This is a genomic window from Shewanella baltica (genome assembly GCF_900456975.1).
In the GTDB taxonomy this organism is placed as follows: domain Bacteria; phylum Pseudomonadota; class Gammaproteobacteria; order Enterobacterales; family Shewanellaceae; genus Shewanella; species Shewanella baltica.
On sequence record NZ_UGYM01000002.1, the window covers coordinates 1,982,089 to 1,998,676 of the forward strand.

The 16,588-nt window shown below is 43.6% G+C and carries 13 protein-coding genes; 8 read left to right on the plus strand and 5 right to left on the minus strand.

Annotated elements, in window-relative coordinates; all coding sequences use genetic code 11:
- Positions 1–19 precede the first annotated feature (19 nt).
- A complete protein-coding gene (pssA, locus tag DYH48_RS08895; RefSeq protein WP_011846782.1) occupies positions 20–1,333 on the plus strand; it encodes a CDP-diacylglycerol--serine O-phosphatidyltransferase in 1,314 nt (437 codons plus the stop codon).
- A gap of 197 nt (positions 1,334–1,530) precedes the next feature.
- Here the strand turns inward: pssA and emrD are convergent, their stop codons facing one another.
- Positions 1,531–2,763 (minus strand): multidrug efflux MFS transporter EmrD, encoded by a 1,233-nt coding sequence (gene emrD / locus DYH48_RS08900; protein ID WP_115334553.1) that lies wholly within the window; start codon positions 2,761–2,763, stop codon positions 1,531–1,533.
- 409 nt (positions 2,764–3,172) lie between these two features.
- Positions 3,173–4,357, minus strand: a complete 1,185-nt coding sequence (gene ampC / locus DYH48_RS08905; RefSeq protein WP_115334554.1) for a class C beta-lactamase — start codon at positions 4,355–4,357, stop codon at positions 3,173–3,175.
- A 397-nt stretch (positions 4,358–4,754) separates the two neighbouring features.
- Between ampC and DYH48_RS08910 the strand changes: the two genes are divergently transcribed.
- On the plus strand, positions 4,755–5,519 hold the full coding sequence (locus tag DYH48_RS08910) for a tRNA-uridine aminocarboxypropyltransferase (protein ID WP_107404563.1): 765 nt from the start codon (positions 4,755–4,757) through the stop codon (positions 5,517–5,519).
- 163 nt (positions 5,520–5,682) lie between these two features.
- Here DYH48_RS08910 and DYH48_RS08915 read toward each other — a convergent pair whose 3' ends face one another.
- Positions 5,683–7,740, minus strand: coding sequence for a PhoX family protein (locus DYH48_RS08915; RefSeq protein WP_115334555.1), 2,058 nt, complete (start codon positions 7,738–7,740; stop codon positions 5,683–5,685).
- A gap of 405 nt (positions 7,741–8,145) precedes the next feature.
- A complete protein-coding gene (locus tag DYH48_RS08920; protein ID WP_115334556.1) occupies positions 8,146–9,261 on the minus strand; it encodes a tyrosine-type recombinase/integrase in 1,116 nt (371 codons plus the stop codon).
- A 590-nt stretch (positions 9,262–9,851) separates the two neighbouring features.
- On the opposite strand from DYH48_RS08920, the gene DYH48_RS08925 reads away from it, so the two are divergent.
- The 4 genes from DYH48_RS08925 to DYH48_RS08940 all read left to right on the plus strand — a co-directional run bounded on the left by DYH48_RS08925 (position 9,852) and on the right by DYH48_RS08940 (position 13,523).
- The gene (locus DYH48_RS08925; protein WP_115334557.1) at positions 9,852–10,379 is read left to right on the plus strand and encodes a hypothetical protein; all 528 of its coding nucleotides are present in this window, start codon (positions 9,852–9,854) and stop codon (positions 10,377–10,379) included.
- 212 nt (positions 10,380–10,591) lie between these two features.
- Positions 10,592–10,930, plus strand: a complete 339-nt coding sequence (locus DYH48_RS08930) for a hypothetical protein (protein WP_006081701.1) — start codon at positions 10,592–10,594, stop codon at positions 10,928–10,930.
- A 336-nt stretch (positions 10,931–11,266) separates the two neighbouring features.
- Complete coding sequence (locus DYH48_RS08935; RefSeq protein ID WP_115334558.1) at positions 11,267–13,255, plus strand: RecQ family ATP-dependent DNA helicase; 1,989 nt, start codon at positions 11,267–11,269, stop codon at positions 13,253–13,255.
- Positions 13,248–13,523, plus strand: coding sequence for a hypothetical protein (locus DYH48_RS08940; protein ID WP_006081699.1), 276 nt, complete (start codon positions 13,248–13,250; stop codon positions 13,521–13,523). Before DYH48_RS08935 ends, DYH48_RS08940 begins: the two co-directional genes overlap by 8 nt.
- A gap of 87 nt (positions 13,524–13,610) precedes the next feature.
- Here the strand turns inward: DYH48_RS08940 and eco are convergent, their stop codons facing one another.
- The gene (gene eco, locus DYH48_RS08945) at positions 13,611–14,162 is read right to left on the minus strand and encodes a serine protease inhibitor ecotin (protein ID WP_115334559.1); all 552 of its coding nucleotides are present in this window, start codon (positions 14,160–14,162) and stop codon (positions 13,611–13,613) included.
- Positions 14,163–14,802: 640 nt separating this feature from the next.
- Between eco and DYH48_RS08950 the strand changes: the two genes are divergently transcribed.
- Together DYH48_RS08950 and DYH48_RS08955 are read left to right on the plus strand one after the other, a co-directional pair.
- A complete protein-coding gene (locus DYH48_RS08950) occupies positions 14,803–16,080 on the plus strand; it encodes a cation diffusion facilitator family transporter (RefSeq protein ID WP_115334560.1) in 1,278 nt (425 codons plus the stop codon).
- The gene (locus DYH48_RS08955) at positions 16,080–16,586 is read left to right on the plus strand and encodes a MarR family winged helix-turn-helix transcriptional regulator (protein ID WP_172481168.1); all 507 of its coding nucleotides are present in this window, start codon (positions 16,080–16,082) and stop codon (positions 16,584–16,586) included. The genes DYH48_RS08950 and DYH48_RS08955 overlap by 1 nt, the downstream gene beginning before the upstream one ends.
- Positions 16,587–16,588 lie beyond the last annotated feature (2 nt).

Consider the following 16,588-nt stretch of genomic DNA (forward strand, 5'->3'; position numbering starts at 1 on the left):
ATGATTAAAGGAGGATGCCTTGCTAGATAAGCTTGGTGGAATAGCCGTTCAACCCGAGGCTTTAACGTGGTTGCTCACGCCATGCCGTTTCAAGGCAGAATTACTCGCTCGTATCGCGAGCGCCAAGCACAGTATTTATATTGCGGCGCTGTATTTAGAAGATGACGAAGCTGGCCGTGAAGTATTACAAGCGTTAATGGATGCCAAAGCGGCAAATCCAGCGCTTGATGTCAAAGTATTAGTGGACTTTCACCGCGCAAGACGCGGCTTGATTGGCCATAAAGGCGATAGCGGTAACTATTTGATGTACCGCAGAGTGATGGCTGAAGCCGAACATCCCATCGATATCTTAGGTGTCCCCGTTAAGTCCCGTGAATTTATGGGCGTACTGCATCTTAAGGGCTTTATTATCGATGATGCGGTGATCTATAGCGGTGCCAGTCTCAATAATATCTATTTACAACAAAATGATAAGTACCGTTTCGACCGTTATCACTTGATTGAGTCGGCCGAATTAGCCCGCAGTATGCGCGCGATGATCCAGAAAAACATCATTGCTGATCCTGCAGTGTGTTCGTTAACCCAAGACGCTGAACAAGAAGTACTGCCGCCTAAGACGGACATGCGCAGCTTTAAGCTGAGATTGTCTGACGCTGAGTACCAGTTTAAGGAAACCCGTGATGGCAACCGCATCACGCCGTTACTTGGGCTGGGCCGCAAGAAAAACTTACTCAATAAAGTGGTTGTCGCCTTGGTGGAAGAGTCAAAAGACTCGCTGTTTATCTGCACGCCCTATTTTAATCCGCCGTATATTTTAGTGCGCGCCTTGGCTAAGCATTTGCGCAATGGCAAACGCATTGACATCGTAGTGGGCGACAAGACGGCTAACGATTTTTATATTCCGCCTGAGCAGGATTTCTCCACTATAGGTGCCTTGCCCTATATGTATGAGCAATCATTGCGTAAGTTTGCTAAACGCCAACAGTGGGCGATTGATAATGGTCAACTGAATATCCATCTGTGGAAACACGGCATCAACAGTTATCACCTTAAGGGCATCAGTGCCGACGGTAATAAGCATTTGATCACCGGCTCTAACCTGAATCCAAGAGCTTGGGCGCTGGATCTTGAGAATGGTTTGTTGATCCAAGATGAAATTGGCTGCTGGAAAGCCCAGTTTGAAGCCGAGCAGACGCATATTCTTGAGCATACGCAGCGGTTATATCACTACAGCCAAGTGGATACCTTGCAGAGTTATCCTGCGCCAGTGAAGAAGATCATGACCCGAATTCGTCGCCTTAAAGCCGACTTTTTACTGCGTCGTATTCTGTAACGCTGGGTTCTATAGCACAACGTATTTACCAATATTTCTGTTTAAGTACAGTTTGTTACCGATTAAAAAAGCCCACATCAATGTGGGCTTTTTTGTTAAATTGCGATAATAGATTTTGCTTAAGCTAAGAACGCTATCGCTTCAATTTTTCGGCATTAAATCTATGGTTTTAAATCTAGGATCATAAATTTAGGGTATTAAATCTGTGGCATCAAATTGTGGTGAGTGTCATTTTGATCTCTGGCGTAATACAAAGACAAAATCACTAACACCACCATGACAGCGCTTAATAAACCTATGCTCAACTGGCCGCCCATAGGCACTAAAGACATAGTCAATGCGGCAAGTCCGGCACCAAAATTTTGTAATCCTCCCAGTAATGCCCCCGCAATTCCTGCTTGACGTGGAAATGGCTCTAAAGCCGCCGAGGTCAGGGTAGGGAACAGCATGCCGGCGCCACTGAAGAATAAAATCGATCCAACCAGTAAACTCCAACCGACGACTAAATTGAAAAGCCCCGGGATCAATATGAATAAGGCGCCAGCGCCAAGCAGCGCAACACCTTGATAAATAACTCTTCGTGGCTTATTTTGTCGACCTGCAATCAGCGCGCCCAATAAATAGCCTGGAATCGGCGCCACAAAATAACAACTGACCATGAAGGGCGTCAGTCCAAGATATTGGCCATAGAGTACGCCGGCAATGGCTTCAAACGCCGCAATACCCGCAAAGGTTGCGATCAATGAAAACAGATAAGCTCGAAATGCTCTATGGCGCAGGACATGTTGATAGGATGCGATAACGGCTTGATGTTCCCGCTGCGCCTTAGGTAACGACTCTTTAAAGGCGAATATCAATAACAGCCAGACCACGGCACCGAATCCTGCTAACACCCAGTATACGGCTTGCCAGCCGAAGTAGGCCGCACTGGCGCTGCCGATAAATGGTGCCAGTAAAGGTAAAAACACTACGGCCATAGAAACATAACTATTAAATTTAACCAGTCGGTCGCCAAAGTAATGATCGCGGGGAATGCTCCGGCATAAAGCGCCCGCGCTGGCTGTGCCTAATCCTTGGATAAGGCTCGCCATAATCAGTTGGTTAAAGCTTGTGGCCTGAGCCGCAAACACTGCACCTATAATAAAAATAGCGATACCCACGACGAGTGGCATTTTACGACCAACGCGATCTGAAACTGGGCCATACACAAATTGAAACATCCCATAGGAGAGTAAGTAACAGGCCATCACGGCTTGTAGCTGACTGGCGTCCACATGGAGCCCGAGTGCAATTTGCGGAAGGGCAGGCACAAAAATCGTTTGCGCCATTTGGCCACAGGCGACCATAAAGACAATCATTAACAGTAAACTAGACTGACTCGCCGCTGGAGCGACATTGTGATGAATAGGAGAGTGTGGCGTGACTGACATGATATTTCCGAAAAAGGTCACTTAAGGTATTTGCGCGCATCTTACTCCCTAAAAGCGTAACTTCAAGTGTCAATCATATTGATTTGATGAAATATTTTTTAATGCGACGCATAAGTTTTTCTCTTCATTTTTAGATGTAAAGCTAAACTTACGTAGGGTTATTTGTCTGTTAACTAGGTCGAATAATTGCAAATGGATTAATACTCAGATTAACCCTGAACTGCCTATTTTCTTACATGGGAGTTTGCTTAAAAATAGTGGCTATTAAGAGATTGGAGGTAAGCAAGTGGATAAGGTGCCTAATACAAGCCACCCTAAAAAAATCACGCTAAAAATATGCATAAGGAACAAATAAGAAAGGAGATAGCAAATCGGCCTATCTCCCTTAATAGTCGCGACTAGCAAGATGCTATTTTTGTAGTTTTTCTATGCCCGTTAAAATCTGATACCCCACAGTCACCCGTGGCGGAACGGGATAATTTTTATTGCTTAACAATACTATGCCAAGCTTTTGCGCAGGAATAAATGCTGCATAAGCGGCAAAACCGCCGGTTGAGCCGGTTTTATTAATCCACACATTTTGCTGCGGCGCGAGGGGCGGCACTATAGGTTTAACTGGCGTACTGCCAAACACCACTTCCTGAGTATGACCCATAAGTATTTTATCAAGATCAATAGGATAGGAGTAATGTTCCCAAATCATATCTTGGGTCATCATGCCCACATCAAAGTATCCCGTGTGGGTCTCATCGAGTGCCGCTTGCAGTGGCTTAGCTAGCGGGTGCATTTGCATATTGGCCTCCACAAAATGCAGCAGATCCGTGGCTGTGGTTTTAACGCCATAGGCTTCATCGGCTAATACACCGGGATTGACCCGCACTGGCATGTCTTGCTTATCGTAGCCTTGGGCATAATCGGCCATTTTACTGCTCGGAACGTTAATGTAGCTGCTTGTCATACCCAATTGTGGAAATAGCGTTTGCTCAAGTGCTTGTTGAAACGTTTTATTTAAACTCTGTGCGGCAATCATGCCGAGCAGGCCAATGGTTGGGTTCGCGTAATTCCTGTGAGTCCCTGGGGCAAATGACGGTTGCCAATGCTTAAGGTAATCCATTAACTCTGCGTTATTAGTGACCTTATCAGGAACTTGCATCGGCAAATCACCCGCTGTGTGGGTGGCTAAATTGATGAGACTAATCTTATCAAAATGGCTGCCTTTTAATGCTGGAACATAATCACTGGCCATATCCGTGAGTGTTAATTTACCTTCGCCCTGTGCGTAGTTAGCCAGTGTTGCGGTAAAGGTTTTACTGATAGAGCCTATCTCGAACAGGGTATCTTCAGTCACACTTTGCCCTGTGGTTTTAGAACTGACCCCATATTGGTAAAAATACTGTTTACCCTCAATGGTGATGCCAATCACCGCACCGGGAATACCGTACTCGGCCATCAGAGGTTTGACTGCGGAATCAACAAGTGACTGGATGTCTTTGGAATTAAGCGTTTGGGCCGTAGTGACATTAGAAAAAAGCGTTGCAGTAAGCAGCACACCGCTTAATAACGGCATAGTAGCGAGCAGGGTATGTCGTTGCATAATTGACCTTTTATCGAAATTGCATTTATAGAGTAGAGATTGAACACGATATTACGGTAATTCCCCATTAAGTTAAGTCCTTACTGATATTTAGCGTCAATATTCCCTCTGTAAGTAACTGAAAGGTTAACCTCGCTAATCGAGTGTTAAATGCTGCGTGATGGCATGGAGTTTTGCATTACAGCTGTTGCGGTATTCTAAGAGGTTTCCTTAATCATAATGCAAAGTTTAGTCAGCAGCTTATACCATCAAACACCGACACTAATGCCTTTTATCGCGATAATGCATTGCGCAGATTGCGCCATTTACGGCCAAGGGATAAACTGCGCCACCGCGAGAGGAAAGTGCTGAATAATTTAGCCGTAACCCCTAATAAGTTTGAAAGAGAATAGGTTTTATGGCTTTAGCCCCACATGCAGTGCACCATTTATATCAGTACCGAAAGTCTCTATCGACTAAGCCCTTTGGTGCCCGTGGTAAAAAACTGATCCGCTGTCCATTATGTCTTTTAGGTGAGCAGTTCTGTACCTGTGCGCTGCGTCGTCAGTTACAGACTCAAGCGAGTTTTCTGCTGATCATGTACAACGATGAAGTGCTAAAACCAACTAACAGTGGGCGCTTGATTGCGGATCTTATCCCAGATACACACGCCTATATTTGGTCGCGCACTGAACCTGAAGCGGCATTACTTACCTTACTCAATTCGCCGCAATATCAACCCTATTTAGTGTTTCCTGCCCAATATGCGGAGCAAGGACAAACGGTACTAAATCAGGTACCTATGTCGATGTTAGCCGAAGGCAAACGGCCGCTGCTAATCATGCTCGATGGCAGTTGGCGTGAAGCGATTAAAATGTTCCGTAAGAGTCCATACTTGCATTCTTTGCCACTGCTTTCCTTCGATCCCGACACGCTGGCAACCTATGCATTGCGTAAAGGCAGCCATGACTTTCAACTTGGCACCGCCGAGGTGGCATCATTAGCTTTAGGGGCGATTGGCGAAGCGGCTAATGGCAAAGCCTTAAGTACATGGTTTGATTTGTTTGTCGAATCATCATTACTGGGTCGTAATCGTCGTTGCCGCGAAGATCTTCTGCCAATCACAGATTTTACCAATGCCTTTGAACTTGCCTTCGAACAAGCCAATTACGGCAAGAGTTAATTAATCTTCGAAATGAATGGGTAATATAAAGATTTAAGTCAGCGACTAACTTAAATAAAAACTCCCCTCACTTGAGGGGAATTTTATATAGGCTAAAGTTTGCTCTGGCAAGAAAGCTTTATTTGCGCTTTAACTAAAGCAAATATATTCCCTAAATAACGTCTTAAACTGCAACTTCTTTTCCATCTAATTTTCGAATAACCACAGTGGCGGCGCGAGGCCGTAATGTGATTCCGGCTGGTGTTTGTTCAGCGGCATTAGACGAATAAGGCCAGTTACCGGGATGCTGAATGTTAGCAAATACCGAAGTGTAATCAGGGCTAATGGCAAAACCTGTCACTTCACAGTCGTTGGGGCCGACAAAGAAACGCTTTAATTCCATTTGATTATCGGCGGTTACGCCTACTTGTTTCTCTTGGCCATCTACCAGTGTTGAAGGCACTATTGCGAGCATTTGATCGTTAGTTTCTTCGGCAACTTCTTTTGCGCCGTTGTCGGTTTGAACCCACAAGATACCGCGTTTATCAAAGGCTAAACCATCTGGGCTGGCAAATTGATTGAGATCAGTTAAGCCTGACAAGTTGGTCTCAGCATTGCCATCGCTGGGTGATCCAAAAACAAAAATATCCCATGTAAATTCAGTCGCTTTGTCACCTTCATCCCAACGAATAATATGGCCGAAGTAGTTTTTCAATCTTGGGTTGGCAGGATTCGCTTCGGTACGTTTTGAGTTGTTGGTCAGGGTCAAATAAGCAGAGCCTGTGAATGGATCGACCGCGCACCACTCAGGTCGGTCCATAGGTGTTGCGCCGACTAAATCCGCTGCGCCCGCGGTGTTTAAAATAATCTCGGCCAAAGTTGCGAAGCTATCGCCTAGGGTTTTGCCGTCAGTGGTTTGGCTATCTAACGTCAAAGGTAACCAAATACCGCCACCATTTTCATTGAATTTAGCCGCGTATAAAGTACCTTCATTCATGTACTTATCGCCTGTTTGCAGGCGGTTGCTGCTGTCAGCATCCTTTGCATCCCAGGCCGCATTTGAAACAAATTTATAGAGGTATTCGAATTGCGAATCGTGGCCAGAATAGAACACCACGGGCTTGCCTTCTGTCAATTTACCAAAGGTACAACCTTCATGGCGGAAACGACCAAGTGCTGTACGTTTTACCGCACGAGAGGTGGCGTTGTACGGGTCGATTTCCACAATATAACCGTGGCCGTTTGCTTCGTTACGGTAGTCATCCTGAGCACTTGTGCCCGATGGCGTGACATCGAAACGGGCAAATTCATCGAGACGTTCTTCATCATGACCCGCAAGATTGTCCCAGCCATAACGTGTACTGGTTTTACTGATCCCGATGCGACTCTGATCGGCGGTTAAGCTGCCACGATTGGCAAAATAGCCTGGCCAATTTTCTTCACATGTCAGGTAAGTGCCCCAAGGCGTGTAGCCATTACCACAGTTATTTAAGGTGCCGCGTGCTTGGCTGCCATCGGGAGAATAGCGTGTTTCGAGTAGCGAAGAGTAGGCCAGAGGACCGCTGATATCCATCACAGTCGCGCCAGTAAATCGACGGTTATGACCATCATTACTGACGACTTCCCATTGATTATTCATCAGTTTTATACGTACAACCGACACGCCATGGGCGTTAATTTCTTTGCGCACTTCATCAATCACAGTGCGAAGACCAGAAGTGGGGTCAAATGTCTGGCCCGTAGGATGCAAAGCATCTTCGTCAATGTATTCGTGGTTAATGCAGAGTAGACCGTCATCACCCGCATCATTTAATGGGAAGAAATGCATGCCATCGTGGTGCATGCCCACTGAGTTGGCTTGGTCATCGGCCGTGTTACTACCATCGTTTTTCCATGGCGCCGCTTTTGCGTTTAATGGCGTGCCCCAAGGTGCTAACACCTGCGCTGTGTAACCTTCTGGCACGACAACCGCATCTAAGCGAGAACCCGCAACCGATGTAAAGTTAAGCTTGGCACTACTTTTAGTCGGTGGCACTGGTGTGACTGGATCGACAGGTTTAGGAACAGCTTCATTGTCTGAACTACAAGCGGTTAAGCCAACACTGGCAAAAGCTGTCATAGCGCTGAGGCCTAAGCCACTTTTTACGAAATTACGGCGAGATAAATGCTTATCCAACACTTGATTAAAGGGTTCATTATTACTTTTATTATAAAGTGTAGGATCAAAGGTGGCCTTACTCATATTTTACTCCGGCTAGTACGATGAATTAAATTTCGTGCCTAAGGCTAAAGTACCAATATGACAATAAAGCTGATTTTATATTACAGGAATAATTTACATACTAACCAAGCTTATATTTTTTAAGAATGTTAAATTGGATGTGATAAGTATTTTAGGTTGGAAATACATCAATCTTAAAATAACATTAATTAGATTTATTGCTCTAATTTGATGTTTTTAATATAACTTAAATTGTTAATTTATATAATTATCTAATGTGTTTCCATTAATACTTATTAGTTCTGTACATTAATGTCCTTTGAATGAAATCCTTTTCCTGCTTAGAAGAATCAAGTGAGGTCTATTTCTCAGTTTAAAATTCAGGCTAAAACGAGAAGTTAATGCTTGACCTGTGATCGTTAAGTTTCAGTCTTTTGGTTTTAAATAGTGACGAAGTGAGCGCGGATCGGTATGTCCGGTTCTGGCCATGATGTACAAGTGATCTTTATTATTTTCATGCAGTTGTGTTACGCAACCACTGCGCAAACTGTGAGCGCCATAAAATTTGGCGGGCAGTCCTGCTTTAGTACAATATTTTTTTATGATCCGATAAATATCATCGCCGGTAAGGAAACCACTATTTTTATTCAGTAATGAACTAGATCCGCAATGTCGGTCTTTCATTTGATACGGACGTAAATTTTTTCCATCACGGGAAAGCGATCTAAATAAATGTCCGTCTTCAATATTGGCTAACGATAACCAATTTTTCACTGCGTCGAGTGCTGCAAAGGGTTCATGGTCTGGCAGGTCTTTCCATTCCCGTTGGCCTTGCTGATTACTCTTCGAATAGGGCAGGCGCACTTTTAATTTGTTACGCAGAAAACTGACATACTGAACTTTTATATCTGCCAGTTCAGAACGACGAAACCCACCTTGTAATCCTAATTGAATAATCGCTTTGTCCCGCGCTCGGGTTAATGGCTGCACTTGTTCATCGATAGCCTGGATCAACATTTCCACTTCATCATACATAATGGGTTGCTGATCATAGTCACTCACATGGCGAGATTGATTTCTGCTCAAACCGCGCATTACTCTGATCACCAGTGGATGTTCGGTGGGCGAATGAAATCCCGCTTGAATATGATGGTAGCGAATTGCTGCCAACCTTGTGGTTAATGTTTGCTTTGAAAGTTGAACGCCAGTGCTTTCTTGGATCAATTCTTTTTGATGACCAATAAATGAAATTACGCTTCGTGGATCTGCGGGCAGGGCCTGAAGTTGGTGCTCGGCACAATAACGGCTAAATACATTAAAGCTCGTATTATAAACACGGCGAGTGTTCACTGAAATTTCGTATTCAGTTTCTTCGGCGGCGCTTAAATAATCACTTCGAACAGATTGTGGTAGGAAAGTCTCTTCAAAAAAACGTGGCTGTTCAACACGGTTATTATGGTGATGATCTGAGCCAGTCGCTCTTTCATTCGATATATTGGCGTTATTTTGAGCATTACTATTTGTCCGGATCATTTTAGACATGCCGTAGAAGTCACCTGATATCGATTTAAGAAGGCGTAATTATACGCAAATTATAGCTATACCTACCAGTGATAATCGTCATTATCACTGGTAGAGTGCTTATTTGTTTAAATAATCATCTTTTATCAGAGGAGGGGCATTAAATAACATTTAGCTGGATTATTTAGTTTAAAAAACAGCCAAAATAAACCTATTCTAACAATGGCGATTAATTAAGCGGATATAAAATTAAAGGCAATAATAGTATGAAATTTATACTTTATATATGAGGTGGTTTCGAACTTGGTTAGCCACAGACGTATAATTTTAAAGAATGGTTTAACCATTCTTTTGGTTTGCATCAATGGCATGCCGCTAAACTTGGCTTGTGTGTCGGGTGAAATTTAAGCTAATAACGACAACCGCTTATCTGGTACTTGACGTGATATGCATTGAGCTATTTCTGCCAAAGGCAAAATAGAAGCATAAGGGAGCGATTCCCAGCCAATAAAATGGTTGAACCATATATTAATGCTTATCGATTTGTACTAGCATGAGGTCCCATTTATTTCATCCGCATTAAACGCATGCTTAACTAAAGAAACGTATTTATGGAACCGCAAGCTTGGATATATCAACAAGACAAACCGACAGCAGGAAGAAAATTATTATTGCTTGAGGAAGCAGAATTAATTTTTGCCTTACCCTTAATTTATCGCCTTATCAATCCTGAAGCTGTGGCATCTAAGCCAGATTGGTTTTGTGACGCTGAGTTACAAACGGTTTCCTATACTGAGTTGGTGACACAATTAAATGAATTGGTCCGATTACGTAAAAAGACACATCGACTCGACAACGAGCTCATGAACGTAAACAAAATGCTCAATCAGTATTTTACTGATTTGGGTTGGCGTATGGTTCGTAAAGAGCTATCTCAAATAAAAAAGCGTCAGAAAAAATCCCATATCGAGGTAAGTAGGGATATTATTCAGAGATTAAAGCGTTATATGGAGACACAAAAGTTAGACAGTTTTGATCAGGCGATTGATAACTTATTGTCAGAACATGATGCCGATAACTCACAAAGCCATTTACTGCATCCAGATGACAATATGAGTGTCGGCGACATGCTTGATTAATAATCTCGAGCTTATCTCGTCCTGAAATAAAATGGGGAGAGTTAAGTTTTGTAGACCTTTATTTTGACGTCGCAATATCGCCTAAAATGGATTTGTTAATAATCGCTTAAATGAGCAAGTAAGCCGTGACTTATCTGTGCAGACACGTAAAATTGCTGTTAAGTTTAAAGGGATATTTTAAGTTTAAGACTCGGTAACATGGGGCATCAGAAATGAGTGTAAGCATTGAAAATGATAGGAAAATTGCTGTCCTGTGCCGAATTGAGCCTGGCTGTCTCGGACCAGATGGTGTGGATCATATTGAGGCTTTTTGTGCTTTGGCCCAGAAAGCAATGCAACATTTCGACGTCGATGTTGGCACTTGGTTGCTGATCCCAAGATACGATAAAACCTTGGAAGAGATGCAATACAGTGTTGCCAATAAATTACTTTCCCGCGAACAAGCGACTAAATATCTTGTCTCTATCGGACGTGATATTGATAGTTTTGAAGAAAGATTTCAGGATAAACTCACCTCGCTAATTAATTTATACCTTGCGAGAAAACCTTAAACGGAATACTGCATGTTGCCGAGATTAACCTAAGCTCTAGCCTCGGCGCTTAAATTATCCATCGCTCATTTTTTAAAGCCGTTTTTATTTTTGCATTTAATTTTTTATAAGAATAGCCAATTACTTCTTATAAAATCAATAGATTAACCGTCACACTTTATCTGCGGCATCATGGTTTTCAACCGATAAATTCAGCTCCAAAACTCAGTTGTCGGTAATTAACTCCGTAAAGTACCTCAAAATTTGCTAGACTAGTCGACTCACTTAATGCTGAATCTTTTTCTTGCGGTATACCCGAATTTTTTGGGTGGTAAGGATGAGTGTAAAGGACGGTTGATGTTCAATCCCATTCCAGAAACCAATCCATACATTAGTTTGTTGCAGCAGGATTTCGGGTTTTCTGAATTTCGCCCAGGCCAAGCGCAAACGATAACACAACTGTTGGCGGGGAAGTCAAGTTTAGCGATTTTTCCGACGGGTTCCGGTAAATCCCTTTGTTATCAATTTACAGCATTGCAGTTACCCCATTTGAGTTTAGTGATTTCGCCTTTACTCGCCTTGATGAAAGATCAGCTGGAATTTTTACAATCTAAGGGAATTCATGCGGCCAGCATAGATTCAACCTTAAGCGCCGAGCAGAGTCAGCAAGTGATGGCTGATGCGCGCTCTGGCAAGCTGAAAATCTTGATGGTGTCGGTGGAGCGTTTCAAAAATGAACGTTTTCGGCAATTTATTCAATCGGTTCCGCTGTCCATGCTGGTCGTCGATGAGGCGCATTGTATTTCAGAGTGGGGCCATAATTTTCGGCCCGATTATCTTAAATTACCCGACTATCGGCGTGAGCTTGAGATCCCATTGGTACTGTTATTGACGGCCACAGCAACACGTAAAGTGAAACTGGATATGGCTAAGCGCTTTGATATTGCGCCTGAACACATAGTACAAACGGGATTTTATCGACCCAATTTAGATTTGACTGTTCTGCCAGTGTCAACGCAAGAGAAGAATGCCTTACTGGTTATGCAGATAGCATCATTCTCAGGTGCCGGCATTGTGTATGTAACTTTGCAGCAAACTGCCGAAACGGTCGCACGACTTTTGAGCCAACAAGGGATAGTCGCCAGTGCCTATCATGCTGGATTTGAAGATGAAAAACGTCAACAAATTCAAAATGATTTTATGCAGGATAAGCTGCAAGTGGTGGTGGCAACCATCGCTTTTGGCATGGGAATCGATAAGAGCAATATTCGTTTTGTGATCCACTACGATTTGCCTAAATCTATTGAAAACTACAGCCAAGAAATCGGTAGAGCTGGGCGTGATGGTGCGTTATCCCATTGTGTCACTTTGGCCAATCTTGACGGGCTCAATACCGTTGAGAATTTTGTGTATGGCGATACGCCGGAGCGAGAAGGTATAGCACAAGTTATTGAGGCTATTCGACTTGAACAAGATTCCGGTCAGTGGGAATGTCAGCTCAATGGCGTCTCGACGGCGAGTAATATTCGCCAGTTACCGTTAAAAACGTTACTCGTTCAATTGGAAATTTTAGGTGTAGTCAAGCCGTTATTCGCTTACTACGCTGACGTTAATTACAAGTTTTTGGTCGACAAACACGCCATTCTCAGCCGATTTAATCCCGAGCGGCAGGCGTTTTTGACGCAGATTTTTAATCATACGCAGATGAAGAAAATATGGGGCGCGTTAGATTTTGATGCCTTGTACAGTGCAACGGGTCATGAGCGCAGCCGCGTGTTAGCCGCGCTGGAATATTTAGCTGAACATCAGTTGATTGAATTAGAAACTAAACGAATTACCGATGTGTATCGGGTGGATGTTGCCGCATTAGCGCGTCCCGAACTCATCGATGAGCTGTACCATTATTTTATCGATAAAGAGCAGAAAGAAATTGCGCGAATCGCGCAGTTAGTCCGCTTTTTTGAACTTGAGACGTGCTTAAGCCACAATTTATCCCGTTATTTTGATGATAATGAGACGCCAGCGGTCTGCGGTCATTGCAGTGTTTGCCGCGGCAATATTGCTAAGTTGCGCTATTCGACGGAACCAACTTGGCCGACAGATCAGCAGATATTGGCTGATTTGCGTGAGTTGAAACATCATTTAACGGCTAAAGGGATTGATGCTTTGTCACTCGATACCTATTGTCGTTGCCTCGCAGGCATGTCGGTTCCTTTGGTGAGTCGTTTTCAAGTGCGTAAGTTAAGTGGTTTCGGCCGCTGTGAAAAATTGAGATATGCTGAAATTAAACAGAAAGTTGAGTCACTGTTGTCGCAACTAGATGATAAAAGAGTTGAACATGAATAAGGCCGTAAAAAAGATGTTAGCCACCCATGAACATTTAGTTCACTCTGAAGGTGTGACTGTGGTTTCCCATATGCAAAGGGAAAAGGCAGAGTGGGTACAACATACTGTTATGATTGAAGATTGTGATGTGCCGTTTAAATTTAGACGGGTGAAAAAATATCGTAATCTGCAAGGGCAAAAGATCAATGTCATCTATTACCCAGAGACAGAAACTGTGGCGGGTTTTGAGATAGAAATCATGCAGGTCGTTAGAATTAAACGATTCTAGTTAATGTTCTTCGAGTCTTTGCTTTTATCAATCAGCAAAGACTCGAAGCGCATTCGATTGATGACTCGAGCGTTAAAATCGTGCTACCTACTTGGAATATTGATAGGTTGAATCCACTTTCCACGTTCTGAAACGCAGTTCCGCGCCTTCTGGTAGATAAAATACCTTAGGTAAACGACTGTCGTAGCGCATTTTCAGTTCACCCGGAATACGTACAAAAGCCTCTTTCTTCGCCAGTTCGAAACAGGCCATCATAGTGCTCGGCCCTTCAGCGATTTCATCCACTTGATAGTAGTTATAACCCCAACCTTGTATTGTCAGTTCCTTCAATTCCCCGTTTAATCCATGCTTATTGCAATCGACCATTTGAGTCTGGCCAATTTGGATTTCGATCATGTAGTCATCTTCGTTTTCTAACTTAGGTAAACTCAGGATGTGCTGCACCATACCGGCCGCCGGAGCAGGGAACATCTTAGTCGCTTCCTGTGCGCTGTAATCTTTTGGGTCAAAACGTTGAATGCTGATCATAGGCGCATCTAATCCTGTTGGGTGTGGCGGGCTAACTGCCGCAGCATTGAATGACAATAATGCAAATGTAAGGGGAACAGTGCTTACGCTAAATAAGGTCTTCAATTTCATCTTGTTTCTCCTAATCGAACTGAATGGATGTCGACAAGTTTGTCGATGTTCTGCTCCCTATAAACGCGGCAGAGATAAAAAAGGGTCAATTTATTCAATAAAAAATCGATTTTTACACAAATAATTTTTATCCACCTGAATAATAAGGGTTAATTTTGCTTTTAAATGACTTATTTCGTTAAGTTCGCTACTATTTCAATTCTTTGCTGTGGCGATTTAATGACTCATAGCATGCGAAAAATATACGAAACAGCCTAGATAAAAACCTTAAAACTTGGATTTCAACTCGTTCTGAAAAACCGATTCTGAGTCTTTCTACAACTGCGTAAGGCTGCAATAAAGCCAATCTTACTCTGCTGAATCAGCTGTTTTCACACATAAATCAAACGCTAATCCATTAAACCTTGCCTGATATGCTTTGCCTAGTCTAGCTGCCGATCTTAATTCACATATCAGCGTCTCGACTCGTGACAGGAGTACAGATGCATTATGGGGATCCACATGCATGTTTAAAAGTTTGAAAACGGTATATCTTGATAAATAGTTAATTTGATCTTCATATATTTTGATTTTCAAACTATAATTCAGGTAACACGTTTTTTATCATTGATAGCGATGGACATGGAGTAGGAATTACACAATGAAATCAACTACAGCCGAGCAAGCGACAGGGCATCAAGCTTCAGCCCACCGCCAAGGGCACTCACTCGCCCAATGGCAACACTCCCATGAGTTTTCGAATCAGAACCGCGATGGCGAAAAAAACACACGCTATGTACTGTATTTAACAGTGATCACTATGGTGGCCGAAATTGCTGCCGGAACCATTTACGGTTCTATGGCATTGCTCGCCGACGGTTGGCACATGGGCACCCATGCAGCGGCCTTTATGATCACACTGTTTGCCTATTCCTATGCCCGTAAACACGCTAACGATCCTGCCTTTGCCTTTGGCACAGGTAAGGTGAGTGTTCTTGGCGGTTACACCAGTGCAATAGCCTTAGGTTTAGTGGCATTGGTGATGTTGATTGAATCGGGAATGCGGCTGATTAGTCCTGAGCAAATTCATTTCAACGAAGCTATTTTTGTGGCCGTTATTGGTTTAAGCGTCAATATACTGAGTGTGTTTTTACTTAAAGATCATCATACCCACGATCACGGGCATCACCACGGGCATGGACATGATCATAGTCACGACCATGATCATGAAGACGAACATGCTCACGCGCATCATAACAGCCAAGCACACACCCATGACGATCATGCCCATACCGCGCATTCACATGATGTGGATCCGCACCCGCACCATGACTCACATGCACACGATGAAAGTCATCATGATCATAGTCATTGCCAACATGAACAGGACCATCAACATAGTGCTGAGCATGAGCATGAGCATGAGCATGAGCATGAGCATGAGCATGAGCATGAGCATGAGCACAAGAGCCAGAAGGCCCACGGTAGCCATGATCACAACCTACGCGCGGCCTATTTTCACGTACTAGCCGATGCGTTAACGTCAGTGCTGGCCATCGCTGCCTTGTTGTTTGGTAAATACATGGGACTAACTTGGCTCGACCCGATTATGGGGATTGTCGGCGCTGTGATTATCAGCCGTTGGTCTTGGGGACTTATTCAGCAAACGAGCCCTATTTTGCTGGACGGCGGCGTTAAAGCATCATTACAACGTAAAGTCACGCAAACCATTGAAGCTGTAACAGATCATCAAGTGGCCGATTTACATCTTTGGCGAGTGAGCGCCGATCACCATGCTATTATGGTGTCCATCGTGTCCCATTCACCGAAAGATGTCAGTTATTTTAATCAGTTATTGTCACAATTTCCTGAATTGGCCCATATCACCATCGAACTCCATACTTGCCGTCAGCGCGAGTGTATGGCTAAGGAAGCCTAATGACTGTTGAACATCATCATTCATCAAACTTGCATTCAAGTGAGCCACATTCGACTGCTCACTCAACAGCTGGACATTCAACGGCCGCGCATTCAACCGATAATGCATTAAATCATGTGATTATTGAATTTTACGAAAAGCTGTCGTCTTGGGAGCACGCCATTGTACGTGACAAAGGTTTTAGTCTGTCGCAGGTGCACACGATTGAGTTACTTGGCGTGCACGGCGCTATGCGGATGAAAGAACTGGCTGACAAAATTGGCGTCACGACCGGTACGCTAACCGTGCAGATCGATAAAATGGTAGAGGCACAGTGGGTAGTACGTCGGCCCCATGAAACCGATCGCCGTTCGATTCTGGTGGAGTTAACCGAAAAGGGACAAGCTTTATTCCTCGAACATGATGCATTGCATCTACAGCTCACCACAGATCTCACCGCTAAAATGAGCAGTGAGGAGCGAATTGTGCTGCTAAATTTACTGTCACGCATGAATAACGAGTTTTAATT